Source organism: uncultured Parasphingorhabdus sp., from assembly GCF_963975555.1.
Lineage (GTDB): Bacteria > Pseudomonadota > Alphaproteobacteria > Sphingomonadales > Sphingomonadaceae > Parasphingorhabdus.
Window position 1 is genome coordinate 960876 of record NZ_CAXBHH010000001.1, and the last position, 26587, is coordinate 987462.

The 26587-nt window shown below is 58.4% G+C and carries 26 protein-coding genes and 1 tRNA gene; 19 read left to right on the plus strand and 8 right to left on the minus strand.

From position 1 onward, the window contains the following. Positions 1-30 precede the first annotated feature (30 nt). Positions 31-678 (minus strand): heme exporter protein CcmB, encoded by a 648-nt coding sequence (locus AAC060_RS04790; RefSeq protein WP_339823462.1) that lies wholly within the window; start codon positions 676-678, stop codon positions 31-33. Next, entirely contained in the window at positions 678-1304 is a 627-nt protein-coding gene (gene ccmA, locus AAC060_RS04795; RefSeq protein WP_339823465.1) for a heme ABC exporter ATP-binding protein CcmA, read from the minus strand. Before ccmA ends, AAC060_RS04790 begins: the two co-directional genes overlap by 1 nt. Before the next feature lie 20 nt (positions 1305-1324). Between ccmA and AAC060_RS04800 the strand changes: the two genes are divergently transcribed. Further along, entirely contained in the window at positions 1325-1654 is a 330-nt protein-coding gene (locus AAC060_RS04800) for a 4a-hydroxytetrahydrobiopterin dehydratase (protein WP_339823799.1), read from the plus strand. A 3-nt stretch (positions 1655-1657) separates the two neighbouring features. Here the strand turns inward: AAC060_RS04800 and AAC060_RS04805 are convergent, their stop codons facing one another. Continuing rightward, positions 1658-2488, minus strand: a complete 831-nt coding sequence (locus AAC060_RS04805) for an SDR family oxidoreductase (protein ID WP_339823466.1) — start codon at positions 2486-2488, stop codon at positions 1658-1660. Between the two features lie 109 nt (positions 2489-2597). Here AAC060_RS04805 and AAC060_RS04810 point away from each other — a divergent pair, with 109 nt between their 5' ends. Genes AAC060_RS04810 through AAC060_RS04825 form a run of 4 tightly spaced genes read left to right on the plus strand, consistent with a single transcriptional unit; the run spans position 2598 to position 6223 of the window. Beyond that, positions 2598-3371, plus strand: coding sequence for an ABC transporter ATP-binding protein (locus AAC060_RS04810; RefSeq protein ID WP_339823469.1), 774 nt, complete (start codon positions 2598-2600; stop codon positions 3369-3371). Then, positions 3368-4903 (plus strand): ABC transporter permease/substrate-binding protein, encoded by a 1536-nt coding sequence (locus tag AAC060_RS04815; RefSeq protein ID WP_339823472.1) that lies wholly within the window; start codon positions 3368-3370, stop codon positions 4901-4903. The genes AAC060_RS04810 and AAC060_RS04815 overlap by 4 nt, the downstream gene beginning before the upstream one ends. Before the next feature lie 2 nt (positions 4904-4905). Next, positions 4906-5430, plus strand: a complete 525-nt coding sequence (locus tag AAC060_RS04820) for a hypothetical protein (protein ID WP_339823474.1) — start codon at positions 4906-4908, stop codon at positions 5428-5430. A 16-nt stretch (positions 5431-5446) separates the two neighbouring features. Continuing rightward, a complete protein-coding gene (locus AAC060_RS04825; RefSeq protein ID WP_339823476.1) occupies positions 5447-6223 on the plus strand; it encodes an SDR family NAD(P)-dependent oxidoreductase in 777 nt (258 codons plus the stop codon). A gap of 3 nt (positions 6224-6226) precedes the next feature. Here AAC060_RS04825 and AAC060_RS04830 read toward each other — a convergent pair whose 3' ends face one another. Beyond that, positions 6227-6844, minus strand: coding sequence for a DNA-3-methyladenine glycosylase 2 family protein (locus tag AAC060_RS04830; RefSeq protein ID WP_339823477.1), 618 nt, complete (start codon positions 6842-6844; stop codon positions 6227-6229). A gap of 92 nt (positions 6845-6936) precedes the next feature. On the opposite strand from AAC060_RS04830, the gene AAC060_RS04835 reads away from it, so the two are divergent. Continuing rightward, positions 6937-7254: a 2Fe-2S iron-sulfur cluster-binding protein gene (locus AAC060_RS04835; RefSeq protein WP_339823479.1), complete on the plus strand. Its 318-nt coding sequence runs from the start codon at positions 6937-6939 to the stop codon at positions 7252-7254. A 63-nt stretch (positions 7255-7317) separates the two neighbouring features. On the opposite strand, the gene AAC060_RS04840 is transcribed toward AAC060_RS04835, so the two are convergent. Together AAC060_RS04840 and rlmB are read right to left on the minus strand one after the other, a co-directional pair. Then, positions 7318-8061, minus strand: coding sequence for a hypothetical protein (locus tag AAC060_RS04840; protein WP_339823482.1), 744 nt, complete (start codon positions 8059-8061; stop codon positions 7318-7320). Positions 8062-8063: 2 nt separating this feature from the next. Next, entirely contained in the window at positions 8064-8810 is a 747-nt protein-coding gene (gene rlmB / locus AAC060_RS04845) for a 23S rRNA (guanosine(2251)-2'-O)-methyltransferase RlmB (protein WP_339823485.1), read from the minus strand. Positions 8811-8946: 136 nt separating this feature from the next. Between rlmB and AAC060_RS04850 the strand changes: the two genes are divergently transcribed. From AAC060_RS04850 to AAC060_RS04885, 8 genes are all read left to right on the plus strand, one after another. Then, positions 8947-9032 (plus strand) — tRNA-Tyr (locus tag AAC060_RS04850). 439 nt (positions 9033-9471) lie between these two features. Then, a complete protein-coding gene (locus AAC060_RS04855; RefSeq protein WP_339823488.1) occupies positions 9472-9873 on the plus strand; it encodes a c-type cytochrome in 402 nt (133 codons plus the stop codon). Between the two features lie 199 nt (positions 9874-10072). Next, positions 10073-10906, plus strand: a complete 834-nt coding sequence (locus AAC060_RS04860) for a sterol desaturase family protein (RefSeq protein WP_339823490.1) — start codon at positions 10073-10075, stop codon at positions 10904-10906. A 59-nt stretch (positions 10907-10965) separates the two neighbouring features. After that, positions 10966-13116, plus strand: coding sequence for an FAD-dependent oxidoreductase (locus AAC060_RS04865; protein ID WP_339823493.1), 2151 nt, complete (start codon positions 10966-10968; stop codon positions 13114-13116). Then, a complete protein-coding gene (locus AAC060_RS04870; RefSeq protein ID WP_339823495.1) occupies positions 13113-14381 on the plus strand; it encodes a nucleoside transporter C-terminal domain-containing protein in 1269 nt (422 codons plus the stop codon). The genes AAC060_RS04865 and AAC060_RS04870 overlap by 4 nt, the downstream gene beginning before the upstream one ends. A 9-nt stretch (positions 14382-14390) precedes the next feature. After that, positions 14391-14993, plus strand: a complete 603-nt coding sequence (locus AAC060_RS04875; protein WP_339823497.1) for a CDP-alcohol phosphatidyltransferase family protein — start codon at positions 14391-14393, stop codon at positions 14991-14993. A 68-nt stretch (positions 14994-15061) separates the two neighbouring features. Beyond that, positions 15062-16063, plus strand: coding sequence for a low specificity L-threonine aldolase (locus tag AAC060_RS04880; protein ID WP_339823499.1), 1002 nt, complete (start codon positions 15062-15064; stop codon positions 16061-16063). Beyond that, complete coding sequence (locus AAC060_RS04885) at positions 16060-16998, plus strand: DMT family transporter (RefSeq protein WP_339823501.1); 939 nt, start codon at positions 16060-16062, stop codon at positions 16996-16998. The genes AAC060_RS04880 and AAC060_RS04885 overlap by 4 nt, the downstream gene beginning before the upstream one ends. Before the next feature lie 3 nt (positions 16999-17001). On the opposite strand, the gene AAC060_RS04890 is transcribed toward AAC060_RS04885, so the two are convergent. Further along, on the minus strand, positions 17002-17793 hold the full coding sequence (locus tag AAC060_RS04890) for an SDR family oxidoreductase (RefSeq protein WP_339823802.1): 792 nt from the start codon (positions 17791-17793) through the stop codon (positions 17002-17004). A gap of 15 nt (positions 17794-17808) precedes the next feature. Beyond that, on the minus strand, positions 17809-19104 hold the full coding sequence (locus tag AAC060_RS04895; RefSeq protein WP_339823503.1) for a M48 family metallopeptidase: 1296 nt from the start codon (positions 19102-19104) through the stop codon (positions 17809-17811). 102 nt (positions 19105-19206) lie between these two features. On the opposite strand from AAC060_RS04895, the gene pepN reads away from it, so the two are divergent. The 5 genes from pepN to AAC060_RS04920 all read left to right on the plus strand — a co-directional run bounded on the left by pepN (position 19207) and on the right by AAC060_RS04920 (position 26579). After that, positions 19207-21804: an aminopeptidase N gene (gene pepN / locus AAC060_RS04900; RefSeq protein ID WP_339823804.1), complete on the plus strand. Its 2598-nt coding sequence runs from the start codon at positions 19207-19209 to the stop codon at positions 21802-21804. Further along, positions 21770-22558 carry a peptidoglycan editing factor PgeF gene (gene pgeF, locus AAC060_RS04905; protein ID WP_339823505.1) on the plus strand — a complete coding sequence of 263 codons (789 nt, stop codon included), beginning with the start codon at positions 21770-21772 and terminating at the stop codon, positions 22556-22558. The genes pepN and pgeF overlap by 35 nt, the downstream gene beginning before the upstream one ends. A 119-nt stretch (positions 22559-22677) precedes the next feature. After that, positions 22678-24084, plus strand: coding sequence for a DASS family sodium-coupled anion symporter (locus tag AAC060_RS04910; protein ID WP_339823508.1), 1407 nt, complete (start codon positions 22678-22680; stop codon positions 24082-24084). Between the two features lie 97 nt (positions 24085-24181). Next, positions 24182-25459, plus strand: coding sequence for a cystathionine gamma-synthase family protein (locus tag AAC060_RS04915; protein ID WP_339823806.1), 1278 nt, complete (start codon positions 24182-24184; stop codon positions 25457-25459). A gap of 142 nt (positions 25460-25601) precedes the next feature. Continuing rightward, positions 25602-26579, plus strand: a complete 978-nt coding sequence (locus tag AAC060_RS04920) for an SEL1-like repeat protein (protein WP_339823510.1) — start codon at positions 25602-25604, stop codon at positions 26577-26579. The last annotated feature ends 8 nt before the right edge of the window (positions 26580-26587 follow it).

Consider the following 26587-nt stretch of genomic DNA (forward strand, 5'->3'; position numbering starts at 1 on the left):
CGGTGCTGACGCGACGCCGCTACTCTAGAATCATTCCCTGACCGCGCTCATCGCCGCGCCCGCTGCAAAAGGCGTGATGGCGACGAGCAGAAGGGAAATTGCAGCGAGAAACATCAGAGCGCTGCTGCCTTGCGCAGAGAGGCTGCCGGCACCGAAGATCAGCAACGGGATCGCCAGCGGCACCAGCAATAGTCCGCCCAGTGCGCCAGCGCCTTTCATCCCCGCAGTCAGCGCCGCGATCATGACCGCGAGACCGGCGAGAGCCGGTGTCGCGATTGCGAGGCTAGCCAGCAACGTGCCGAGGGCAGCGCCTTCCAGCCCCATCAGGCCGCTGGCCAGAAAGGCTGCAAGCAGCAGCGGCGGACCGAAGGCAAGCCAGTGCGAAACCAGCCGCGCCGCCGCGATCATCTCGTCGGACAGGCCGCGCACGATCATCTGGTCATAGACGCCATTTTCCAGATCGGGCTGGATCAGCCGGTCCAGCGGCAGCAAAGTCGCCAATAGCGCTGCGATCCATAATATTCCGCCCCCAGTCTGCAGCAGCAGCGCACGGTCCGGTCCGACGGCAAAGGGGAATAAGGTCGCAGCAGAGAGGTAAAATATTACCGGCAGCCAGGTCCCGCCGCTGGCGTAGCTTTGCCGCACATCGCGCCAGATGATCGTGGCGATGCTGTTCATCACAAACATGCCTCCAATTCTTCCAATGGCTCGAGCTTCAGAGTGAAATCAAAGGCAATCGGCAGCGGGATATGGCTAGCGGCGAGAATGATCCCGCCCCCGTCGAGATGGCTTTGCAGAGCCACGCCCAGTTGCTCGACCGAAGCCGTATCAAGACCATTGGCCGGTTCGTCGAGCAGCCATAATCCAGCGCCCGTCAGATAGGTTCGCGCCAGCCGTGCTCGCTGCCTTTGTCCGGTCGAAAAATAGCGTACCGGCACTTCGGCGAGATGGCCTAGACCCGCGCGCGCCATTGCCGCGGTAACATCGGCGGGTTGCTTGCCGTCCAGCTTCGCCCAGAAACGCAATGCCTGTTCGAACGGAAGATGCTCGTCCAGCGCCAGCCGGTCGTCGCACAGGGCTTTGGTCGCCGGTGCAATATAGGATCCCGCCGCTGGCTTGAGCAGGCCAGCGAGCAAGCGCAACAGGCTGGACTTGCCGACGCCATTGGGGCCGGTCAGCAATCCTGCCTGTCCCGGCTCCAGCGAAAAAGCCAGGCCGCGAAACAATATCCGCTCGCCGCGTACGCAGCTTAGCCCCTCGGCCAATAGCCGATTGCTGCTTCCGGTTGACTGTCCCTTGCTCATCGCACAGACTTAAGACATGGATTGGCGCGAAAGCCAAGCAAGGAGCAAGAAAAATGGTGGCGCAACTGACTGATGACGAACGCAAAGCGGCTCTCGCCAAACTGCCGGACTGGGAATATGACGCGAAGCGCGACGCGATCAGCCGCTCGTTCAAATTCTCCGACTTTACCGAAGCCTTCGCGTTTATGACCCGCGTCGCATTGCACGCGGAAAAGGCGGATCATCATCCCGAATGGTTCAACGTCTACAACCGCGTGGACATCGTGCTGACCACCCATGATGCAGGCGAAAATGGCGGCCTGTCAGAGCGCGATCTGGATCTGGCGCAAATAATCGAACATTGCGCCTAGACCTTATTTCTCTTCTCCGGCCAATACTTCACCAAGATCGCTGGTCAGGCTGACCGACTGCTTACGCACGCGGCCAGGCATCCAGCGCGCGGCAAAGGCGAGTTGCTTGGCCATTTTGTTGACCGGCGTATGCACCTTGTCGCCGTGAACAGCGGCCCAGGCTGCCGGACCGATGATCGCAACCGGGCTGACCATGACGCCGGCTTCCTCGAGCCGTTCCTTGCCGCTCTGGTTGGTGCCTTCGACGACATTGGAAATGATGTTGGTGTCGATGAAGCCGGGCATCAGCGAACGTGACTTGATGCCAAATTTGCGGAACTCGATATCATGTGATTCGGCGAGGCCGCGCACGGCAAATTTGGTCGCGCTATAGACGCTGAGGTCGGCGACTCCGTATATCCCTGCTGCCGATGCAGTGTAGAGTATGCAGCTGTCCTGTGTGCTCTTGAGCATTTCGAAACAGGCGCGGGTGCCGCTGATCACGCCGGTCAGGTTGATCGCGATCATCCGGTCGATGGCGGCGTCTTCCATGTCCTGGATCGCTCCGCCTTCACCAATGCCGGCATTGTTGAACAGGACGTGCATCTTGCCGCCGGTAATCGATCCGAATTCGCCAACAGCATGTTTCCATTGCGCGCGGTCGGTTACGTCCAGCCGGTGGATCGAACTGTGCCCCTCGGGGAGAAGAGCCGCGGTTTCGGCCATGCCTTCCGCGTTGACATCGGCAATCCCGACGAACCAGCCTTTTTCAGCAAAATAGCGACCGACTTCGCGGCCGAGACCGGACGCGCCGCCAGTGATGAAAATCGTCTTTTGTCCCGTTTGATAGCCCATGAATCCACTCCCGCGTCGTTATTGACATTGATGTTCATTCCAGCGGTTTTTGACGTGAACGTCAAGTGAAGTTGGACATGCGCGGCAAAGCGCGCCACTATATATTCCGATGCCTGTCTCCGGTCCTTCCATTCGTCTGCAAGATGTCAGCCGCCGTTACGCTACGGTTCGCGCTGTTGACGGAGTATCGCTGGATATTGCGGCGGGCAGTCTGGTTGCTTTGGTCGGTCTGTCCGGCTCGGGAAAATCGACCCTGCTGAAAATGATCAACCGGCTGGTCGAACCGGACAGCGGAAAGATTTTCGTCGGTGACGAACCTGTCGACTCGATTGATCCTCATATCCTGCGCCGCCGTATCGGCTATGTCTTCCAGAATATCGGCCTGTTCCCGCATTTGACGATCGCCCGCAATATCGCAATCGGGCTGGAACTTGCAGGCGAGACAGAGGGCAGTGCTGACCGCGTCGCCGAACTGCTCGATCTGGTCGAATTGCCGCAGGACATGGCCTCCCGCATGCCCGATCAATTGAGCGGTGGCCAGCAGCAACGGGTTGGCGTGGCCCGCGCGCTGGCGACGCGTCCCGGCCTGATGCTGATGGACGAGCCATTCGGCGCGCTCGATCCGGTGACCCGCGACAATCTGACCGATCAATATAAGGCGCTGCATGACAAGCTGGGGCTGACCACGATCATCGTCACCCATGATATGGCCGAGGCACTCTATCTCGCCGACCGTATCCTCGTGATGAAGGACGGGCAGATCAGGGCGGATGCCACGCCGGCCGAGCTGCTATCCGGCAATGCGGGTGAAGAGGCCGAAGCGCTTGTCGCCATTCCCCGCGCGCAGGCCGCGCATATCATCGCATTGAGCAAGAGATCATGACCGGGGCGTGGCAACAGGCGCTCGCCCGCGTGCCGGAACTGCTCGCCGCCCATGTCCAGATCAGCGTGTCGGCGCTGGCTCTGGCGATGATCATTTGCCTGCCGCTGGCCATCTGGGCAGCGCGGTCACCGAGAGTGGCTGCGGTCGCGCTGACCGTCGCCAGTCTGATCCAGACGATTCCGGGGCTGGCCTTGCTCGCGCTTTTCTATCCCCTTTTGCTCGGCGTCTCGGCCTTGATCGGCGGCGGGATATCTGCCTTCGGTTTCCTGCCCGCACTGCTGGCGCTGACCCTCTATGCGCTGTTGCCAATTCTGCGCAATGCGGTGACCGGACTGGCCGGGGTTGATCCTGCGGTAAAACAGGCAGCGGACGGCCTCGGCATGACCAGCGCCCAGAAATTATATTATGTCGAAGCACCGCTGGCTGCGCCGACGATCATGGCCGGGATCCGCACCGCAGCGGTCTGGACCATCGGCGCGGCGACGCTTTCGACGACCGTGGGCCAGCCCAGTCTTGGCGATCTGATCTTTGCCGGACTGCAGACGCAGAACTGGACGCTGGTGCTGGCGGGTTGTCTGTTTTCGGCAGCGCTGGCAATTTCGGTCGATCAGCTACTCGGTCTGATCGAGCGCGGGATTCGCGAACGCCGCCGGATATTGGCTTGGGCCGGGATGGCGATTATCGCGGCAGGACTGCTGATCGCGACACTGCCGTTGCTGATCACGCGCGACAATGTCGTGGTGGTCGGGGCCAAGAATTTCTCGGAACAATATATACTCGCGCGGCTGATCGGATCGCGGCTGGAAGCAGCCGGATATGAAGTCCGTTATCGCGACGGCCTTGGTTCTGCTGTGGTTTATCAGGCGCTGGCCGAGGGCGATATCGATGTCTATGTCGACTATTCGGGAACGATCTGGACCAACCAGATGCAGCGTACCGATGTCCAGCCGAAAGCAGCGATGCTCGACGAGATCGCGAAATGGACCAGCGCCAGTCACGGCGTCAAAATGCTCGGCGCGCTGGGTTTCGAGAATACTTACGCCTTTGCCGTGAGACCGGATGACGCCCGGAAAAAGTCGCTCGAGACGCTCGATGATCTGGCGCGAGTGTCGAGCGATTTCAATTTCGGCACCGATGTCGAATTTCTTGAACGGCCCGAATGGCAGATGGTGCAGGACATTTACCCGATCCGCTTCAAGACCGCCCGTTCGTTCAGCCCCACCTTCATGTATCCGGCTTTGGCCAGTGGGGAAGTCGACGTGATTTCCGCTTTCTCTTCCGACGGCCGGATCGCGGCGAATGGCTTCGTCATACTCGAAGACCCGAGAGGTGCGGTGCCATCCTATGAAGCGATCATGTTGCTCGCCCCGAAACGCGGCAGCGACGACAAATTTGTTGCCGCGCTAAATTCCCTGACCGGCGCAATCACGGTGGAAAATATGCGCGAAGCCAATTATACGGTCGATCGCGAAGGCGACAAGAAAACACCAACGCAGGCCGCACGCTGGCTGAATGACAATTTGAGGGAATGAACGTGAAATCAGGTTTTGCATATCTATCGAGAATCGCCGGTCTGGTCGCGTTGCTCTTCGTCGCATCCTTTTCGGTGACGGCACGGGCGGAAGTGAATATCACATTCTACTCGCACGATTTCGGCAAGAACTTCCCGCACGCATTTTTTGTCGCCAAGGGTGAACTGTCCGACGGCAAGAAAGTCGACACCGCCTTTGGCTTCACCGCGATCAACGTGTCTCCGGGGATATTGTTCGGTTCGGTCGATGGCCATGTAAAAGCGCCGTCGGCCAGCTATATCGCCAGCAGCAACCCGCATTTTACCGTTAAAGTTGACGATGGAAAATATCGCAAGCTGATGGCCGTGGTGCAAAAATGGCAGACCATCCCGCAGAAGAGCTATAGTCTGAACAAGCGCAATTGCGTGCATTTCATCAATGAAGTGATCAAGACACTGGACCTCAAGACCAATTTGAAAACGGCCAACTGGAAAAAACCACGATCCTTCATGGAAGAAGTCATGAAGCTCAATCCGTTTCTGAAATAGATAAAAGGCGCTCACTATGACGGACGTTTGCATGATAATCGGAGCAGGCGCCGGCATTGGCGGCCATGTCGGCAAACGTTTTGCGCAAGACGGCTATCATGTCGCCTTGTGCCGCCGCAGTGATCAGGACGGGCTCGACGATATGGTCGCCGAAATCGAGGCTGCCGGTGGCAAGGCTTCGGGCCATTTGCTCAACGCGGTGGACGAGGGCGCGATCGAGCAGCTGATCGACGAGGTCGAAGCGGGTATCGGAGCGATCAAGGTTCTGGTCTATAATCTCGGAGCGCAGATCGGCAACCGGGCGCTGGCCGACACGCCGCCCAAGACATTTGAACTGGGTTGGCGGATGGGCACTCTGGGTGTGTTCCGGGTAGCGCAAAAACTGTTCCCGAAGATGGTCGAACGCGGGGGAGGGGCGCTGCTGGTGACGTCCGCCACTTCCGCGATGCGCGGCAATGCCGGACAGCACAGCCATGCCGCTGCCATGGGCGGACGGCGGATGCTGTGCCAGACCCTGAACGCGGAATTTGCGTCGAAGAATATCCATATCGCGCATATATTGATCGATAGCGCGGTCAACGCGCCGGACACATTGGGCAAGCTTCTCGGACCGGAACGCTTCGCAAAATTGCGGGAAGCCAAAGCCAATGGCAAGGACGAGATCATGGAGCCAAGCGCGATTGCCGACACCTATTTCCATGTTGCACACCAGCACCGCTCGGCCTGGACCTTCGAACTGGATATGCGCGCCTTTACCGATACCGCCTGGTGGAACCACCCGCTCGATATCTAGAGTCTACATCACCATTACATGATAATGGTGCCAAGTGAATATCGCCACGGCCCCGCGGTGCGGGGACCATGTTTCGGCGCGCTCGCGGATATCTTTTTCTGATGGTCGCTCGGGCAATTCCAGAAAATTGCCGACGCCGACCTGGATTGCCAGGTCGCCTGCTGGCCAGATATCGGGGCGGCCCTGCGCAAACAGCAGATAGATTTCTGCCGACCAGCGGCCGATGCCCTTGACCTTGGTCAGAAGCGCGATCGCCTCTTCATCATCCTGCGGCAGATTGTCGAGATCGAGTCCGCCGGAGAGGATCAGTTCGGCGAGGCTTCGCGCATAGCCCTGTTTCTGGCGCGACAGGCCGCAGGCGCGTAGTTCGTCAAATTCCGTGGCAATCAGCGCTTCAGCCGGGCAACCGTCGCCCAGCCGGGCTTCCAGCTTGTTCCAGACCGCCGCTGCCGATGCCACGCTGACTTGCTGGCCGACGATGGTGCGCAGCAACGTCTCATAGCCCTCTGGCCGGATCCGGGGCTCGGGATAACCGGACTGGGCGATAGCTGCTGCCAGTCGCGGTTCGATGGTGCTGACATGGTCGAGTCCGGCTTTGATCGCTTCTTTTGATAGGCCCATCGATATCCGGTCCCTGTTTCGGCCCTTGATTCTTTTTGACGGTCCAGACATAGCGTGCGGGATTTTCAATGAACAGTCACTAAGGGGTAACTATGCCAACGATTCACGTAACTGGCCGCGATGGCGAAGAAAAAGCGGTTTCCGTCGACAGCGGAATTAGTGTCATGGAGGCGATTCGCGATAATGGCTTTGATGAATTGCTGGCACTATGCGGCGGCTGCTGCTCTTGCGCGACTTGCCATGTCCATATCGACGCTGACTGGAAAGCCAAATTGCCGGCCATGACGGAAGATGAAGATGATCTGCTCGAAAGCAGCGATCACCGCGACGAATTCTCCCGGCTCAGCTGCCAGATCGAACTGTCTGACGAGCTTGATGGCCTGAAAGTCCGGATCGCCGAAGAAGACTGATTCTTTCCGGAATACTATGAAAAAAAAGGGAGCCCCACGGCTCCCTTTTTTATGCGCTGGTCTTTATTGCTTCAGCTTGATGATTGCGCGCGGGCTACCCTCCGGGCTAGTGGTGCCATCCACCTTCCAGCGCATGTTTCTTGTCGAACCGCTGACGGTCAGACCGTCTTGAGTGTTGTTCACCAGCACTTCGCCGTCGGTCACGATGGTGAATGTCCCGTCAATCGGCTGCATTTTCGATTTTTCCGAATCGCTGCCCGTCACCAGAGGTGTCATCGCGCCAACGAGTGAGGCCTGTCCGGCCATCGCAGGAGTCAGCACTTCGAGTTCTCCGCCGCTCCGACGGATGATCTGGACGAACGGAAATTGCATTATTGCGCCCGGGATGGTGGGAAAGGCGAACATCTGGTCGAAATTTCCGCTCATCGCATATTCGACCTCGAACAGATTATCTCCGACATATTCAACCTTGTTCCACCCGTCATATTTGGCGAGCTGAGCGGCGAATTTTTTCAGGCCTTCGTCATCGCCCGGTATTGCTCCTCCGAATATTTCGCCCATCGCAGCCATTTTCGGGTCGCTGGAACTGTTGTCGCCGCTGTCGGACTCATCGTCAGATTCGCTAGACTGGCCTGGCATTGATTTGTCATTGTCTTCGGCCAGTTGCATCTGGCCATTATAGGTAAAGCTATAGGTCCCGTCGTTCATCAAGCGCAATTGTGACTCGAATTTTCCGGGAATCAGCAGGCAGCCAGCCAATAGCAGCGGCGCGACCAGTGCCAGCGCCCATTTCCAATATGTCCCCACGGCTATTCTCCCCTTTTTCTGGTATACTCCGCGTATAGAGCGATGGCGGCCGCGTTGGATACGTTCAGGCTCTCCATCTTGCTGCTCATCGGCAGTCGCGCCAATGTATCGCAATGGGCCGCGACATTCTGCCGCAGGCCTTCGCCTTCCGCGCCCATCACCAGCGCCATTTTGCCGGTGCCCATGGCGGTTTCGAGTTCATCGGCGGCATCGCCATCAAGGCCGATCCGCCAATAGCCGGCTGCGGCGATATCATCGAGCGCCCGCGACAGGTTGACCACCCGGATCCACGGAACAATTTCCAATGCACCAGAAGCCGATTTTGCCACGACACCCGATTCGGGAGGGGCATGACGGTCCTGGGTGATGATCGCGGCGGCATCAAAGGCAGCAGCAGACCGCAAGATCGCTCCGACATTATGCGGGTCGGTAACCTGATCGAGCAACAGCAACGGACGGTCGGTCTGTTGGTCCAGTATTTCACTCAGCCAGATATCGGGCAGGGGATCGACGTCGGCGACCATGCCCTGATGCGGCGCATCGCGCGGGATGACCCGGCCGAGATCGGCGACATCGCAGATCACAACGGCGATATCATCAGGAATTTCCAGCGTTGCCAGTGCCTCGCGGGTGATCGATATCTTCTTGATCACCCGGTTGGGATTGTCGAGCGCTGCTTCTACCGCGTGCCGTCCCCAGAATTTGAGTCCGCCACCGGTTTTCTTTATAGATTTGTTTTTGCGTGCCATAATTGCTCTCTAGACGGTAAGCCTCCTGCGGACAGCCCTTTTTTTCTGCAAATTTGCAGAGGCAGGCATTGACAGTTTGCCCTCCCTTCGTCATTGAGCCGCTCTTGTCGCCGATGGCGGCCTTGGATAACCTGATGGACAGGTGGCCGAGTGGTTAAAGGCAGCAGACTGTAAATCTGCCCGTGTAAGCGTACATAGGTTCGAATCCTATCCTGTCCACCATCCCCCTATATACCGGCGCTTTGCCGTGCTCGCGATTCGGAGGCTTTCCGGAAGCCTTACAAAGCCGGTCCGTCTCGACCGTCCGGAGCGGAATTTTTGCGCCCGTTACGCGCGCGGAGTAGCGGAGCAAAAGCAAGATTGGGTAGAAGGGGGGTCGCACCCAACCCCCAACCTTGCCAAGGCTATGGTTAACGCCAAATGACAAAAAATTGTTTAAGATGTTTCATCTAATTTGGGTTTTTCCGACGATTAGCTGTTTTTTATATATAAGGGGGTGGCAGCCAAAACCTTCTGCCAGCCAATCCGTAAGCCGCCGATGATCAGCGGCGATATGGTTAATATAGTTTCTCGCCGGCGCACGCGATGCGGTAGTTTCCCCTATTGCCAAGCATGGACATCTGTTTAGGCTGACATGGCTAACTCGTTAGGAAAATCATTGATGCGACTATTTTTTCTGGGTGCCATTCTTCCGCTTGTCATGACCGGGTGCGCGACAGCGCCAGCAAAGCCGACTGTCGGAAACAGCAATGCTGTCGGCGATAGTTCCGAAATGCGCCCAGACGCGAATGCCGCAGTCGACGGGCTAGCCTTTGCCCAGGCGCGCTGCGCCGGTTGCCATAACGTGACGGGTAGCCAAGCTTCGCCTAACTCCAACGCGCCACGTTTCGAAAAAATAGCCAATACCAGAGGGCTGACCGACAACACCCTTAAGGCCTGGCTTCGCGATTCCCACAATTATCCCGGGCAGATGGATTTCGAGATTGATGCGAAACGGATTGATGATCTTGCAGCATATATGCTGACGCTCAAAAGCCCTGATTACCGGCCTGCGATCCAGTAATATTATCATTAAACTCAAATCCATCGTAGCGTGGTTGTTGCGCGCTCAAGTTATTTTGGGCGGGATGCACGCGGCTAAATTAGGGGGGCGTGATATTATCACTTCACCGACTGTAACCGGATCGACAAATCAGGCGAACATCTGAAGTATCGAACCACCGGCAACACGAAAGCTCTAATGGCGCAGCAGAATATCCTTCATGACCGATAGTCTCGCTACGTCCGGTTTGGCGCTGTCTGTGCTATTGTTCGTCATTCTGGCGGTTCTCGAGGCTGTTTTTCCCCGGAAGAAGCGGGTGATGCCGCGCGGCAAGCGTTGGCGCACGAATATCTTCATTATCATTGTCGATAGTATCGCGCTCAGGTTGATGGGGCCGATCGCTGCCATCGCCGCCGCCGGTTACGCGGTTCAGCATGATCTCGGCCTGTTTAACCGGGTCGACTTTCCGCTCTGGCTGGAATTTGTTCTTGCCCTGATATTGCTGGATCTGGCGATCTATGTGCAGCATGTGTTGACCCATCGGATCCCGCTGCTTTGGGCGCTGCACAAGGTCCATCACGCTGATCGCGATATCGACGTGACGACGGCGGTCCGGTTCCATCCGGTCGAAATCATATTGTCGATGCTCTATAAGTCGGCTCTGGTCCTCCTATTGGGTCCTACGCCGTTCGCAGTGTTTGTTTTCGCGCTGTTGCTCAACCTGTTCGCGATGTTCAATCACGCCAATTTGCGGTTGCCGCCGTCGTTTGACAGGCTCCTGCGGCTGTTTGTTGTCACTCCCGACATGCACCGCGTGCACCATTCTACCGTGGTGAAAGAAACCGACAGTAATTTCGGTTTCAGTATCGCTTTGTGGGACCGGCTCTTCGGTACCTACACCGCGCAACCGGACGCAGGACATGATGACATGATCATCGGTCTGACCGAATATCAATCGGACCATCCCGCAGAAACATGGTGGAGCCTGGCGCTTCCGTTTCGCGGCTCCAAGGGATCGCAAAGCGTTCCCGAAACCATCCAAACACCAGATTAAACAACTGGCCGGTAAAAGCAGTTGTTGCATCGAACCCCCAATCGGGCAGAAAGTCTCACATGAAAAAAATATTGATCCTTGTTCTTTTTGCCATCGCCGTGGCGAGCTTCTTCTATTTTGATCTCGGCTCGCAGCTGACACTGGCCAATCTGAAGGAACAGCAAGCCGCTTTTGACGGGCAATATCGGGCGGCGCCCTTGCTGGTTATCGCGATTTTCTTTCTGATCTATGTCGTAACGACGGCGGCTTCCCTACCCGGAGCGCTGATCCTGACCCTCGCGGCCGGCGCACTGTTCGGGGTGGTCACCGGCACGATCATTGTTTCTTTCGCTTCATCCATCGGTGCGACCATCGCCTTTCTCTCGTCACGCTACCTTTTCCGTGATGCGGTCAAATCGCGCTTCGGCGACCGGTTGAAAGCGATCGACAACGGGGTCGAGAAGGACGGGCCCTTCTATTTGCTGACCCTTCGTCTGGTGCCGGTCTTCCCTTTCTTCCTGATCAACCTGCTGATGGGACTGACCGCGATCAAGGCGCGCACATTCTATATTGTCAGCCAGATCGGCATGTTGCTCGGGACATTGGTTTACGTCAACGCGGGTACGCAGCTCGCCAATATCGAGCAGGTCAGCGATATCGGTTCGCCGGGACTGTTGCTCTCCTTCGCCGCGCTCGGCATCACGCCTTGGATCGGCAAATGGATTGTGGCCCGGATCAAGCGCCGGAAAGTCTATGCCGGTTATAGCAAACCCAAGAAATATGACCGCAATCTGGTCGTCATCGGCGCCGGTGCAGCCGGACTGGTCTCTTCCTATATTGCCGCGACCGTCAAAGCCAAGGTGACCCTCGTTGAAGCCGGCGAGATGGGCGGCGATTGTCTCAACTATGGCTGCGTACCCAGCAAGGCGCTGATCAAGAGCGCCAAGGTTGCACAGCAGATGCGCCATGCCGATGCCTACGGGCTGGAAAAGACCGACCCGCAATATAGTTTCAAGGCGGTGATGCAGCGTATCCACAACGTCATCGCGGACATTGCCCCGCATGACAGCGTCGAGCGCTATACCGAACTGGGTGTCGATGTCGTCAAGGGCTATGCCAAGATCATCGATCCCTGGACGGTCGAGATAAAGCGCAATGATGGCGAGACCCAGCGGCTGACCACCCGTTCGATCATCGTCGCAACCGGCGGCGCGCCCTTTGTTCCGCCGCTGCCCGGTCTGGATGATGTCGGCTATGTCACCAGCGATACTTTGTGGGAAGAATTCGCCAAGCTCGACGATATTCCGAAGCGGATGATCATCCTCGGCGGCGGCCCTATCGGTTCCGAATTGAGTCAGGCCTTTGCGCGATTGGGATCGCAAGTCATACAAATCGAACGCGGAAGCCGCTTGCTGTCGCGCGAAGACGAAGATGTTTCCGCACTCGCCAAGGCCGCGCAGCAAGCGTCCGGCGTCGACGTGCGGACGGACCATGAAGCGCTCCGCTGCGAGCTGGTGAACGGTGAAAAGCGGCTGATCGTCAGCGCGGACGGCAAGGAACAGGCGATCGCTTTTGACGCCTTGGTTATCGCTGTCGGACGTTCGGCACGGATGTCCGGTTTCGGCCTGGAAGAACTGGGAATCGAGACCGGCCGGACCATCGTTACCGATGATATTCTCGCCACCTCTTATCCCAATATTTTTGCCGCGGGCGACGTTGCCGGCCCCTATCAGTTCACCCATGTCGCATCGCATCAAGCCTGGTATGCTTCGGTCAACGCATTGTTTGGCCAGTTCCGTACCTTCAAGGCCGACTATCGGGTCATTCCGTGGACGACCTTCATCGATCCGGAAATTGCCCGTGTCGGTCTGAACGAACAGGAAGCCAAAGAGCAGAATATTGCCCATGAGGTGACCATATACCAGATGGACGAACTCGACCGGGCGATCGCCGAAAGCGCGACCCAGGGATTTGTCAAAGTGCTGACACCTCCCGGCAAGGACAAAATTCTCGGCGTCACCATCGTCGGTGACCATGCCGGCGAATTGCTCGCCGAATATGTTCTGGCGATGAAATATAAACTCGGCCTCAACAAGATATTGGGCACGATCCACACTTATCCGACGATGGCGGAAGCCAATAAATATGCGGCGGGCGAGTGGAAACGCGCGCATGCACCGGAAGGCCTGCTGCGCCTGGTCGAGCGCTATCATAGCTGGATGCGCGGATGATCGATTTGCTGCAGCACGGACAAGGTCTGATCGGCTTGACGCTGATTCTGCTGTTCGTCTGGGCGATATCCGAGAGCCGCAAGGACCGGCCAAGCTGGAAATGGATTGGCGGGGCGCTGTTGCTGCAATTCACCATCGCGCTGGTGATCGTTCGCGTGCCTTTTGTCTGGGAAATTATCGGCCTCGCCAATCAGGGCGTGATGGCGATTGAAAAAGCAAGTCTGGTCGGATCATCCTATATGTTCGGCTATGCCGGCGGAGCGGAATTGCCCTTCGTGCTGAAAGAGGGCGCGCAGCCACCGCTGATCATCGCGTTTCAGATATTGCCGTTGGTTATCGTATTCTCGGCGCTGTCCGCTTTGCTGTGGCACTGGGGCGTGCTCGCGTGGATTGTGCGCGGCCTGTCCTGGGCGCTGCGCAAGACCATGGGCGTCAGCGGAGTGGTGGGTCTGAGCGGCGGGGCCAATATCTTCCTCGGCGTGGTCGAATCGCCATTGGTCTTGCGCGCCTATTTCGAGAAGATGAGCCGGGGCGAACTGTTCATGGTGATGGTGCTGCCGATGGCGACCATTTCGGGAGCGATCCTGATCCTCTACGCTTCGACCCTGTCGCAGGCGGTTCCCAATGCGGTCGGTCATATGATCTCTGCATCGCTGATCTCGTTGCCGGCCGCCATATTGGTCGCCCGCCTGATGGTGCCGGGCAACGGCAAGACCGAGACTAGCGACAAGCAGCCGGGGCTGAAATATGACGGTAGCATCGACGCGCTTGTGCGCGGAACGATGGAAGGCGTACAGGTGTTTCTGGCGGTTATCGGGATCATCCTGGTGGTGTTCGCGCTGGTCGCTCTGGTCGACCAGATATTGACGATATTGCCTTATGTTGACGGTCAGGCGGTGACGATCAAACGCGCTTTCGGATGGCTGTTTGCGCCGCTAATGTGGACGCTCGGCGTGCCGTGGGATCAGGCCCCTGCTGCTGGCGCGCTGATGGGGACCAAGACGATCCTCAACGAATATGTTGCCTATCTCGATCTGGCGGCGATCCCCGAGGGGACATTTGATCCGCGCAGCCAGTTGATTGTCGTCTACGCGCTTTGCGGCTTCGCCAATCTTGCCAGCGTCGGCTTGCTGGTCTCGACCATCGGAACGCTCGCGCCATCGCGCAGGGCAGAGGTTGCAGGACTGGGCGTGAAAAGCTGGGTCGCCGGCAATTGCGCCACCGCCATGACCGGAGCGGTGATCGGTCTGGTGAGCTTTGGATGAGGGGATATAATGCTTGATTCCCGGATAAGGCCGCTGATCGATCCGCCGCTCAATGCCATCGGCAAGGCGCTGGCCCGATCCGGCATCACCGCCAATCAGGTCACCCTTGCTGGCGCGATGATCGGCATTGGTGCCGGCGTGGCAATCGGCTTCCGCTATTATCTGCTGGGTCTGGCGCTGGTGCTGCTGAGCCGGGTGCTCGACGGCCTCGACGGCGCGGTCGCGCGCGCGACGAAGCAGTCCGATTTCGGCGGCTATCTCGATATCGTCGGCGATTTTGCTTTCTACGTAGCGGTCCCGCTCGGCTTCGGTTTTGCCGCCTCCGTCAATCTTCCCTTCGTGATGATATTGATCGCCAGCTTCACCCTGACCGGTATCAGTTTTCTCGCTTATGCGGTGATGGCGGCGAAAGTTGGCCGTGAAACCGAAGCCCACGGCAAGAAGAGCTTCTTCTACAATACAGGCCTCGCCGAAGGCACCGAGACTATCGCTGCCTTTGTCCTGATGTGCCTGTTTCCCCAATATTTTGCCGTCATCGCTGCGGTCTACTCGGCGATGTGCGTGATCACGGTGATCCAGCGGACCATAGCCGCGAAAGTGGACTTTCCCTGATCGGCCTATGAGGCGTCTCGCATCCAACATATCTTGACGAGCCAGAAGCGCTGAGCCATGCGCAGCCCATGCGATTTTTCTCCGATAATGCTGCGTCTGTGCACCCCAGGTTGCTGGAATCGCTGGTCGAAGCCAATGGGCAGGACACGGCCTATGACGGCGACAGGCTGAGCGCGCAGCTTAACGGCGCTTTTTCCGACCTGTTCGAAACCGAGGTTGAAGCCTTGTGGGTGGCGACCGGCACGGCGGCCAATTCTTTGGCGCTCGCGGCGATGTGCCAGCCGCATCAGGGCGTGATCTGCCACAAGGAAGCGCATATCGAACAGGACGAAGCCGGCGCGCCCGGTTTTTTCACCGGTGGCGCGAAGCTGATGCTGCTCGACGGGCAGGGCGCAAAACTCTCGCCGGAAAGCGTCGAGGCTTATTGCGCGGCGATCCGCGACGATGTCCATCAGGTCCAGCCAGCCGCCGTTTCGATCACCAATGCCAGCGAATGCGGCATGGTCTATCGCCCCGACGAAGTCGCTGGCCTCGCCGAAGTCTGCAAGGCGCGCGGTCTAGGGCTGCATATGGACGGCGCGCGCTTTGCCAATGCGGTGGCTACGCTCGGTTGCTCGCCCGCCGATCTGACCTGGAAAGCCGGTGTCGATGCGCTGAGCTTCGGCTTTGTGAAAAATGGTGGGATGAGCGCGGAGGCTTTGGTCTTTTTTGATAAGACGCTCGCTGCCGACACCCAATATCGCCGCAAGCGCGCCGGGCATCTTCAGTCCAAGGGCCGTTTTCTTGCAGCGCAGATACTGGCGATGCTCGACAATGACCTGTGGCTCGACAATGCTCGCGCCGCCAATACCGGCGCGCAGATCATTGCCAAGGCCGCTGGCGACCGGTTGATCTATCCGGTCGAAGCGAACGAGGTCTTCATCAGACTTTCGGCAGACGAAGCGGCAAACTTGCGGGCCACCGGTTTTGATTTCTACGACTGGGGCGCAGGGCAGGCGCGGCTGGTGACCAGCTGGAACCAGAGCGCCGAAGACATTCGTCCGCTCGCCGAGGCGATTATATCCTTATGAACGCCGGTGACGAGAGCGAGCCAAGCCTCCTCAACCCGCGCATCTTGATCCCGTTCCTGCTGGTCTCGCTGATCTGGGGATCGACCTGGCTGGTGATCAAGGACCAGATTTCCGAAGTGCCGCCAAGCTGGTCGGTCAGCTACCGGTTCATCGTTGCCGCCGCCGCCATGTTCGTGCTGGTGGCCTATAAGCGGCTGTCGTTCCGGCTCGATCGCACCGGCTATCTGTTCGCTCTCATTCTCGGGCTGTTCCAGTTCAGCTTCAACTTCAACTTTGTCTACAATGCCGAGCTGTTCATCACCTCGGGTCTGGTCGCTGTCCTGTTTGCGCTGCTGATGGTTCCCAACGCAATAATGGGCCGCATCTTTCTCGGTCACAAGATATCCGGTGCTTTTCTCGGCGGCTCGGCGATTGCCGCGACCGGAATCGCGTTGCTGTTCTGGCATGAATATCGCGCTTCGCCGGCAAGCCTCGAACAGGTGCTGATCGGTGCAGCGCTGGCGTTCGGCGGGATCATGTCGGCGTCGATTGCGAACGTGATGCAGGCCGGAAAACGGCTCAAATCCTATCCGATCATCACGGTCCTTGCGTGGGCGATGCTGTTCGGGGCGCTGATCAATGTCGCGCTGTCCTGGATCACCGTTGGCCCGCCGGTTTATGAAATGCGCGCCGCTTATTGGGGCGGCATCGTCTATCTCGGTGTCATCGGCTCCGTCGTCACCTTCCCGCTCTATTTTGCGATGATCCGTGAAATCGGTCCGGGCAAGGCCGCCTATTCCAGCGTATTGGTGCCGGTGGTGGCGATGATATTGTCGACGATTTTCGAGGATTATGTCTGGACCTGGCTGCCGGCTGGCGGCGCGGTTCTGGCGATGCTCGGACTGCTGGTGGCACTGCGCGCGCGCAAGCCTAAGACGCCGCGCATATCGGCCTGAATATCAGTCCAGCAGCGACTGCAGTCCCGATTTATAATCCGGATATTGCGGTTGCCATTTCAGCAGCCGCTTCGCCTTGCCATTGGCAATGCGCCGGTTCTCTTCATAGAAACCGAGTGCGGCCTGAGACAGGTTGGCTTCTTTCAACGACTGCAAGGCCGGCACGTCCATTCCCAATAATCGCGCTGCATAAGCGATAACTTCATGCTGCGGCGCGGGCAGGTCGTCCGCGATATTATACACTCCGGCCGGGCCATCGAATGAAGCGATCACCGCCGAAGCTATATCATCGACATGGATGCGGCTGAACACTTGTCCGGGCATATCGACGCGCCGCGCCTTGCCGCTGCGTACCCGGGTAAGCGGGCTGCGGCCCGGACCATATATGCCGGGCAGGCGGAAGACGTGCATATCGTCGCGCAACTCCTGCCAGCGCGGATCAGCCTTGCTGCGCGCCTTTCGGCGACCCGAGCCTATGGGCGCGCTTTCATCGACCCATGCACCATCGACATCGCCGTAGACGCCGGTAGCCGAGAGATAGCCGCTCCATTGCAGCGATGCTGAACTTATCGCTTCGCCATAATGGTCGAGCACAGGCTCGCTGTCATCGCTGGCCGGTGGAACCGAGGATAATATATGGGTCGCCGCCGCCAGCGCCGCCAGAACTGCAGGCTGATCATCAAAGGCAATCACGCCTTCGCTAGCTTCGCGGCGGGTGCCGGTCACGGTCCAGCCGTCTCCGCGCAGCCGCTCGGCCAGCCGCGAGGCGCTATAGCCCATTCCGAAGATCAGCATGTGGCGCGTCACGGTCTATTCTTTCTCCAATGTGCCGGGTTCCAGCATTTGCGGATTTTCGACATTGTCGGCCTTCCACTGCATCGCCATGCGCACCCGCGTGGCGCCGGAGGGATGATCGAAGAACAGCATTTCCTCCACCGGTCCCGGTTCGATCTTGCGATATTCCGACAGGCGCATGGCGACCTTGGCAAAGCCGTCCGGTTCCTTGGCGGTGTCGAGACCAAAGCGGTCTGCGTCGCTTTCATTGATCCGGATCAGACTGTTGAACGCCGGGGTCGCGGCGAAGAAATAAAGTGTCAGAATCAGACTGAGCAACGGAATCGCTGCCGGATCGGAAATATTCCTGACGCCCCATTTTGCACCGTGCCGTTCGATAAGCCGGGGGGCAAATCGCGCGACGATGAACAGTCCGAAGGCCATGATCAGCGTCAGAATGAATACCGTACGCCAAGTATGGCCCAACACATAGTGACCCAGTTCATGCCCCATGACCGCAGCAACTTCCTCCGGATCCGTGCGTTCGAGCAGATTGTCGTTCAGCGAAATCCGGATCGTCGGTCCGATACCGGAAACATTGGCCGATATACGTTTATGCTGCTTGGACTGGTCGAACACGTAGATATGGTCGGCAGGAATATCATATTGTGCCGCCATGGCGACGATCCGGTCCCGCATCGGCCCTTCTTCCATGTCGTTATAGTCATTGAACAATGGGGAAATGAACACCGGCCCCAGCAGCATCCCGATGAACAGGAAGATCGAAATAACGCCGGTTCCCCAGATCCACCATGTCTTCGGAGCCCGACGGATCACCGCAAAAATTGCCATGATCAGCAGCGGGACTATGATCAGCGAGATCAGGAGACCTATCATTTGCTCGCCAAACCAGGCGCCGAAGCTCTGGTTCAGCAGGCCATATTGCTGCTCGCGGAAGAAGCCGGTGTAGATCGTCCAGGGCAGGGTGAGCAGAAATCCGGCAAGCACATAGGGCAGGGCGTAAAGCGCGGGTTGCAGCCATATACGGCTGGTCACCCGCTCTGCCCAGTCCCGGAAGCGGGCGGAGAAGCGCGACTTCAGTATCAAGAGATCGACGAGTACCCCGACCAGCGCGGCCCACAGGATCAGCCAATAGCCCCCCTCGAAATAGCTGTTGGATTTCTCCAGTTCGGCGCCTTGCAACGTGTCGATATAGGCGCGACTGGCCTGTTCGACGTTAAACGCCGTGCTGCCGGATTGCGCGAAAAGCATTTCCGCTGGCAGACCGGCGATCAACATGGCGGCGATTAAGAACAGCAATAATCTGGACATGACCCACTCCCTTTTGCCCCAGCCATAAACGCAATTGCGCGGGGTGCAAATGGCTCTTATGGCAAGGCCATGTTAGATATTCAAAAAGCACCGAATGACGAAATGGCCGATGCTGCGCCAGCCCCCAAGGATCCGGCCACTATCCGCCGTGAGGATTACCGGCCACCGGCCTGGTTCATTCCGGCAGTCGAACTCGACTTTCAGCTTGATCTGGAGCGGACCGTGGTGCGCTCGAAACTGGATGTGCGGCGGTCGAAAAGTGCCAAGCCGGATGAAGCTCTGGTTCTGCAGGGTGACGATATTACCCCGACTTCAGTCAAGGTAGACGGACAGGCCCGCACCGACTGGACGCTGTTCGAAGGCGATCTGGTCCTGCCACTGAGCGGCGCATCGCATATCGTCGAAATCGAGGTTGAACTCGATCCGTCGACCAACACCCAGTTGATGGGGCTTTATGGTTCCAACGGAATGCTGTGCACCCAATGCGAGGCGGAAGGCTTCCGCCGTATCACCTTCGCGCCCGACCGGCCCGATGTGCTCAGCCGCTATCAAGTGCGGATGGAAGCCGACAAGGCGAAATTCCCGGTGCTGCTCTGCAACGGCGACAAGGTTGCCGAAGGCGATGGCGAAAATGGCCGCCACTGGGTGCAGTGGAATGATCCATGGCCCAAGCCGAGCTATCTTTTTGCTCTCGTGGCGGGCGATCTGGTCGCCAATAATGACAGTTTCACTACCCGTTCGGGCAAGCCGGTCGAACTCAATATCTGGGTCCGCGACGGCGATCTCGACCGCACCGGCCACGCCATGCAGGCGCTGAAGGATTCGATGCGCTGGGACGAGGAAACCTATGGCCGCGAATATGACCTTGGCCTGTTCAACATTGTGGCAGTCAGCGATTTCAACATGGGCGCGATGGAGAATAAGGGACTGAACATCTTCAACTCGCGCTATATTCTCGCTGATCCGGAAGTTGCCACCGACGCCGATTTCGACGGCATCGAAGGCGTGGTCGCGCATGAATATTTCCACAACTGGTCCGGCAACCGCGTTACCTGCCGCGACTGGTTCCAGCTCAGTCTGAAGGAAGGCTTCACCGTCTACCGCGACCAGAGCTTCTCCGCCGACATGGGTTCGGCAGCGTTGAAGCGGATCGAGGATGTACGTATTTTACGGGCTGCACAATTCCCCGAGGATGCAGGTCCGCTGGCCCATCCGATCCGCCCGGAAAGCTATCAGGAAATCTCCAATTTCTACACTGCCACCATCTATAACAAGGGTGCCGAAGTCATCCGGATGATGAACACACTGATGGGGCCGGAAAATTTCCGCAAGGGCACCGATCTCTATTTCGACCGGCATGACGGCGAGGCAGCGACCTGCGAGGATTTTGTCACCGCTATGGAAGACGGCGGCGAAATCGATCTGAAGCAGTTCCGCAAATGGTATGAAACGCCGGGCACGCCGCGAGTGTCCGCGACGCTGTCCCACGATCCGGAAACCGGTACCGTCACGATCCAGCTCAAGCAGAAAATTGCCCAGAAAGGCGAAAAGCCGGAGGCATCGGAATTGCTGATCCCTCTGCGGACGGCGCTGCTCGATCCGGAAACCGGCGCGCATCAGGGCGAGCAGCTGCTGCTGCTCGACAAGGCTGAGCAAAGCTTCGTTCTTGAAGGTTATAAGGACCATCCGGTCCTGTCGATCAATCGCGGTTTTTCCGCGCCGATCATATTGGAAAGCAACCAGACCGCCGAAGAACTGGCCTTCCTGTCAGCCCATGACGACGATCCGTTCGCCCGCTTCGAGGCCGTGCAACGGCTGATGACCGGCTATCTGACCGCGAAGGTACTGGGCACGCCGGTTGACCGTGATATCATCTTGCGGGCCGTGGCAAAAATTCTCGGTGACAAGACTATCGATCCCGCCTTTCTCGCCGAACTGCTTCTGTTACCCAGCGAAGCCTTTCTCGGCGACCAGATGGCCGAAGTCGATCCGCAGGCAATCCACGAAGAACGCGAAAAATTGCGCGGCAAGATTGCTGTGCAGTTCGAAAAACAGTTCCGTAAATTGTACAAGAGCTGCTGGCCCGGTGAATTCTCGCTCGATGCCGAAGCGCGGGCGAAGCGCAAATTGCGCAATGTCACGCTTGGCTATCTCGCTGCATCCTATACCGAAGATGCCGCCGAGCTGGCGTTCGAACAATATCGCGAGGCGGACAATATGACCGCCATGCAGGGCGCGCTGGCGGTATTGTCGCATCTCGAGGCCGAAGAACGTACGATTGCTTTTGATGACTTCTACAAGAAGTTCAAAGACAATGCGCTGGTCCTCGACAAATGGTTCAGCCTGCAGGTGATGTCGATGCGCAGCGATACGCTGAAACGGGTCGAAAGCCTGTCGCGCCATCCCGATTTCACTCTGTCCAATCCCAACCGCGTGCGTGCGCTCTATGGCGCGTTCACCGGCAATGCGGTCCGGTTCCATGATCCGTCGGGCAAGGGCTACCAGATGATCGCCGATATGGTGATGGCGCTGGACAAGCAGAATCCGCAAACCGCAGCGCGCTTCATCCCGCAGCTCGGTCGCTGGCGGCGCTACGAACGCGGACGGTCGGAACTGATGCGGCTGGCGCTGGAGAAAATCGCCGCGCAGCCGGATCTGTCGAAAGATGTTGCCGAACAGGTCCACAAAAGCCTTGCTTGATATTACCAAATCTCCCCTGCTTGGCGGCGCCGTACACGGCTTTCTCGGCCGGGCAGGAGGGGTTTCGGAGGGCATTTATGCCGGACTGAATATCGGTCTGGGCAGCGATGATGATCGCGACACCATCATGGGAAACCGGCGTCTGGCGACGGAAGGCGTTTTCCCGGGCAGCGAATTGGTCACCGTGCATCAGGTGCACAGCGCTGATGTCGTGACGGTGACCGGCCCGATGCCGCTCGACCAGCGCCCCCACGCCGACGCGATGGTCACCGACCAGCCGAATCTCCTGCTCGGCATATTGACCGCCGACTGCGTGCCGGTGCTGTTCCATGATCGGCAAGCCAAGATAATCGGCGCAGCCCATGCCGGTTGGAAGGGCGCGCTTGGCGGCGTGACCGACAATGTGATCGCGGCGATGGAAAAGCTCGGTTCGCATCGTGGCAATATTGCCTGCGCCATCGGCCCGTGCATTGCGCAGGTCAGTTATGAAGTCGATGCCGCCTTCCGCGCTCGGTTTGTCGGCGCTGATGCGGCCAACGACCGGTTCTTCGCCGCCGGAAAACCGGACCATTTCCAATTCGATATCGAGGAATATGTCGCGGCGCGGCTGCAAGCGGCGGGCATTACCGGAATTGATAAACTCGGCCTCGACACCTACGTCAACGAGGACCGCTATTTCAGCTACCGCCGCTCCTGCCACCGCGACGAAGCGGGCTACGGGCGACAGATTTCGCTGATCGGCCTTGCGGAATAATATTGATTTCCACCGTCACCCCAGCGAAGGCTGGGACCTGAACCGAACAGGCCGCTAAAAACGGCCGATCGGTTTTCGCGCCAGTCCATGCTGGCCAGACGAGAAAACGGGGAGAGGGCATGAACGCACAACGCATCGGTCTATGGGCGGGGCTCGCCGTGTTTGTCGCCATGTTGCTCGCGCCGACCCCGAAATCGATGGTGCCCGAAGCCTGGCATGTCGCCGCGCTGACCCTGTTGATGGCGACATGGTGGATGACCCAGGCAGTGCCGTTGACGGCGACCGCGTTGCTGCCGTTTCTCGCGCTGCCGACGATGGACGTGATGTCCGTCAATGAAACCGCGAACCAATATTATTCGCCGATTCTGTTTCTCATCCTCGGCGGGGCCTTTCTGGCGCTGGCAATCGAAAGGGTCGGCCTGCACAAGCGTCTGGCGCTGGCGATCATCGGCCTGTCCGGTAAAAGCGCCTGGGGCATATTATTCGCTTTCATGATCGCGACGGCCCTGCTTAGCATGCTGATCTCCAACACCTCCTCGACCCTGATCATGATCCCGATAGCGGTGGCGGTATTGGTTGCCGGCGGCGTCAAGGACGGCGAAACCGACGGCTTTTCCGGGGCGCTGATCATGGGTGTCGCCTTTGCCGCATCAATCGGCGGGCTGGGCACCCTGGTCGGCAGCCCGACCAATGCGATTGCCGCCGGTCTGATCAACAAGACATTGGGCATGAACCTCAATTTTCTCAGCTGGCTGAAGTTCGGCATCCCGATTGTGATCATCGGCATCCCCGTTCTCGCGGTCATCCTCATTGCCGTGCAAAAGGTCGGTCGTCGCAGTTTCGACGGGGTCAAGGCCAAGCTGGCGATCGGTTCGCCGGGGCCGTGGAGCATACCGGAAAAGCGCGTCGTTCCCGTGGTCGCGCTCGTCGTGCTGGGCTGGCTGTTCCTTCCCCAGATCAAGACATTATTCCCCGAAGACGCCTTGCACGATGGCAGTATCGCGGTTGTCGGCGGGCTTCTATTGTTCATTCTGCCCGATGGTACGGGCAGGCGTCTGCTCAACTGGGATGAAGCCAATCACGCGCCGTGGGGTGTGATCATGATGTTCGGCGGCGGGCTGGCGCTAGCGGCCGGTATTATTGAATCCGGTCTGGCAGAGTGGTTGGGCGGCGCGCTCGAGCCGCTGAAATCGGTTCCGGTGCTGGTCATTGCCGTGGCGCTGGTCGCGTTGGTAATATTGGTCACCGAATTCGCGTCGAACGTTGCGACCGCCAGCGGCATCATGCCGGTGGTCGCCAGCCTGATACTCGCGACCGGTGTCGATCCTGTGCTGCTGGCGGTGCCAGCGGCAATGGCGGCGAGCTGGGGTTTCATGTTGCCGTCCGGCACCGGACCCAATGCAATTGCCTGGTCGACCGGCCATGTCGAATTGCCGAAAATGCTGAAATCCGGACTGTTGCTCGATCTCGCCGGAGTCCCGATCATAATCGGCTGCGTGTGGGTGGTTTCCATTGTAACCAGTTAATTTTTGAGGCATGACTTCATCCAAATTCATCGCTGTGGAGAGGTAGAATATGGCAAAGCAAAATGATCCGACGGCGGCAGTACCGGTTACACGCCGGATGCCCAAGGCCCCGATCGAAAGAATTGGCGGCCGCAAGCTGAAGCCGGCGACCCTGATGATGGGCCACGGCTATGATCCGGAGCTTTCCGAAGGCGCACTCAAGCCGCCGATTTTCCTGACCTCGACCTTTGCTTTTGAAAATGCCGCTGCCGGCAAACGTTTTTTTGAAGGGATCACCGGCAAACGTCCCGGCGGTTCGGACGGTCTGGTCTATTCGCGCTTCAACGGCCCCAATCAGGAAATATTGGAAGACCGGCTGAGTATCTGGGACGAAGCCGAGGACGCGCTGGTATTTTCCAGCGGCATGTCCGCTATCACCACGGTGCTGCTGGCCAACGTCAATCAGGGCGATGTCGTGGTCCACAGCGGCCCGCTCTATGCAGCGACCGAAACGCTGATCAACAAGATCCTCGGACGTTTCGGGGTCACTTTCCTCGACTTCCCGGCCGGTGCCACCCCCTCAGAAGTAGCCGTGATGCTTGAACAGGCCAAGGCGCAGGCGGCTACCAACGGCGGCAAGGTGGCGATCATCTATCTTGAAAGCCCGGCCAACCCGACCAACGCTCTGGTCGATATCGAAGGCGTCGCCAATGCCCGCGAGCAGGTGTTTGGCAAAGATGGCGCGCCGCCTATCGCCATCGACAATACATTCCTCGGCCCGCTCTGGCAGCAACCGCTGAAACATGGCGCTGATATCGTCATCTACAGTCTGACAAAATATGTCGGCGGACACAGCGATCTGGTCGCCGGCGGCGTGCTCGGCAGCAAGGCTCATATGGATCCGATCCGCGCGATCCGGAACACGATCGGCACGATCTGCGATCCCAATACGGCATGGATGCTGATGCGCAGCCTCGAGACGCTGGAACTCCGCATGACCCGTGCCGGTGAAAATGCCGAGAAGGTGTGCGCTTTCCTGCGAGGCCACCCCAAGGTCGACGGCCTCGGTTATCTCGGCTTCATCGAGGACGCGCGCCAGAAGGATATCTACGCCCGCCATTGCAGCGGCGCCGGTTCCACCTTCTCGGTCTTCATCAAGGGCGGCGAGGCGGAGGCCTTCCGCTTTCTCGACGCAATGAAAATCGCCAAGCTGGCGGTGAGCCTCGGCGGCACCGAAACGCTGGCTAGTCTGCCCGCCGCGATGACCCATATCTCGGTCCCTGACGAACGCCGCGCCGCGCTTGGTATCACCGATAATCTGGTGCGCATTTCAATCGGTGTCGAAGACCCGGATGATCTGATCGCCGATTTCGATCAGGCGCTGGCTGCGGTTTGAGGGTTTTGCATTGCGGGAAAAAACGAGCGATAAGCTGCAATGTTTGCTCCGTGACCAAGGGTTTTGCGCTGCAAATAATATGACGGTTGCAGGATTCCGTCTGGTCCAGCAAAAGCTGTGACGGGCGGTCGAGGAGGAAAATATGCATTATCGGTCTTTTGTTGCGGCCATTGTTGGCTTCGGCATGGCATCGGCGGCACCCGCGCAGGTCAATCCGACGTGGCAGACGGAAGCGGACCAGGGGAATGCTTCCAGCCAATTTTATGTAGGCTATTCCTATGATGCCGGTGACGGGGTGCCGCGCGATATGGCAGAAGCGGTGAAATGGTACCGGCTTTCGGCGGAGCAAGGATTTATCGACGCCCAGTTGAGGTTGGCCGAACTGTACCAAAAGGGCCGCCGCATACCGAAAAACGATGCAGAAGCCGCGAAATGGTATCTGCTGGCCGGAGCCCAGGGAAATAGCGAAGCGCAATTCAATCTCGGCTTTATCTATGCCACGGGCAAAGGACTGGCGAAAGACGCCCAAGAGGCTGTAAAATGGTATGGGCTCGCTGCCGAACAGGGCGATGTCAGAGCGCAATTCAATCTCGGGCTGATGGCGGCAAAAGGTGAGGGGATGGCGCAAAGCGACACCGAGGCTGTAAAATGGTATCGGCTCGCGGCCGAAGCCGGATATACCAAGGCGCAAGTGAATCTCGGCAGCAAATATTCCAATGGCACGGGCGTGACAATCGACGCCAGCGAGGCGGTGAAATGGTATCGCTTAGCTGCCGAGGAAGGCCATCCCGTTGGCCAATTCAATCTTGGGACCATGTATGACACGGGAACCGGGGTTGAAAAAGATGCCGCAGAGGCGGTCAAATGGTACCGGCTCGCGTCTAGTCAGGGCAATGCTGATGCCCAGAATAATCTGGCCATTATGTATACTGAAGGCAAAGGCGTGACAGCAAATTCGATCAAAGCCTATGCCTGGTTTGCCATGGCGGAACTTCTCGGGCAGCAAGACAGTGGCGCGAGCAGGAAGGATATTGCGAAGCAAATGACCAGCGAGCAAATAGCAGAAGCTCAGGCCATGGCCGTGCGTTGTTCGGAAAGTGATTACGCCGGCTGCGATTGAGCAGGATT

Excerpts from the sequence above, each read along its gene's own strand:
- AAC060_RS04790 (WP_339823462.1), bottom strand. The coding sequence starts at position 678 with ATGAACAGCATCGCCACGATCATCTGGCGCGATGTGCGGCAAAGCTAC.
- ccmA (WP_339823465.1), bottom strand. The coding sequence starts at position 1,304 with ATGAGCAAGGGACAGTCAACCGGAAGCAGCAATCGGCTATTGGCCGAG.
- AAC060_RS04805 (WP_339823466.1), bottom strand. The coding sequence starts at position 2,488 with ATGGGCTATCAAACGGGACAAAAGACGATTTTCATCACTGGCGGCGCG.
- AAC060_RS04810 (WP_339823469.1), top strand. The coding sequence starts at position 2,598 with ATGCCTGTCTCCGGTCCTTCCATTCGTCTGCAAGATGTCAGCCGCCGT.
- AAC060_RS04815 (WP_339823472.1), top strand. The coding sequence starts at position 3,368 with ATGACCGGGGCGTGGCAACAGGCGCTCGCCCGCGTGCCGGAACTGCTC.
- AAC060_RS04825 (WP_339823476.1), top strand. The coding sequence starts at position 5,447 with ATGACGGACGTTTGCATGATAATCGGAGCAGGCGCCGGCATTGGCGGC.
- AAC060_RS04830 (WP_339823477.1), bottom strand. The coding sequence starts at position 6,844 with ATGGGCCTATCAAAAGAAGCGATCAAAGCCGGACTCGACCATGTCAGC.
- AAC060_RS04835 (WP_339823479.1), top strand. The coding sequence starts at position 6,937 with ATGCCAACGATTCACGTAACTGGCCGCGATGGCGAAGAAAAAGCGGTT.
- rlmB (WP_339823485.1), bottom strand. The coding sequence starts at position 8,810 with ATGGCACGCAAAAACAAATCTATAAAGAAAACCGGTGGCGGACTCAAA.
- AAC060_RS04855 (WP_339823488.1), top strand. The coding sequence starts at position 9,472 with ATGCGACTATTTTTTCTGGGTGCCATTCTTCCGCTTGTCATGACCGGG.
- AAC060_RS04860 (WP_339823490.1), top strand. The coding sequence starts at position 10,073 with ATGACCGATAGTCTCGCTACGTCCGGTTTGGCGCTGTCTGTGCTATTG.
- AAC060_RS04865 (WP_339823493.1), top strand. The coding sequence starts at position 10,966 with ATGAAAAAAATATTGATCCTTGTTCTTTTTGCCATCGCCGTGGCGAGC.
- AAC060_RS04870 (WP_339823495.1), top strand. The coding sequence starts at position 13,113 with ATGATCGATTTGCTGCAGCACGGACAAGGTCTGATCGGCTTGACGCTG.
- AAC060_RS04875 (WP_339823497.1), top strand. The coding sequence starts at position 14,391 with ATGCTTGATTCCCGGATAAGGCCGCTGATCGATCCGCCGCTCAATGCC.
- AAC060_RS04880 (WP_339823499.1), top strand. The coding sequence starts at position 15,062 with ATGCGATTTTTCTCCGATAATGCTGCGTCTGTGCACCCCAGGTTGCTG.
- AAC060_RS04885 (WP_339823501.1), top strand. The coding sequence starts at position 16,060 with ATGAACGCCGGTGACGAGAGCGAGCCAAGCCTCCTCAACCCGCGCATC.
- AAC060_RS04890 (WP_339823802.1), bottom strand. The coding sequence starts at position 17,793 with ATGCTGATCTTCGGAATGGGCTATAGCGCCTCGCGGCTGGCCGAGCGG.
- AAC060_RS04895 (WP_339823503.1), bottom strand. The coding sequence starts at position 19,104 with ATGTCCAGATTATTGCTGTTCTTAATCGCCGCCATGTTGATCGCCGGT.
- pepN (WP_339823804.1), top strand. The coding sequence starts at position 19,207 with ATGGCCGATGCTGCGCCAGCCCCCAAGGATCCGGCCACTATCCGCCGT.
- pgeF (WP_339823505.1), top strand. The coding sequence starts at position 21,770 with ATGTTGCCGAACAGGTCCACAAAAGCCTTGCTTGATATTACCAAATCT.
- AAC060_RS04910 (WP_339823508.1), top strand. The coding sequence starts at position 22,678 with ATGAACGCACAACGCATCGGTCTATGGGCGGGGCTCGCCGTGTTTGTC.
- AAC060_RS04915 (WP_339823806.1), top strand. The coding sequence starts at position 24,182 with ATGCCCAAGGCCCCGATCGAAAGAATTGGCGGCCGCAAGCTGAAGCCG.
- AAC060_RS04920 (WP_339823510.1), top strand. The coding sequence starts at position 25,602 with ATGCATTATCGGTCTTTTGTTGCGGCCATTGTTGGCTTCGGCATGGCA.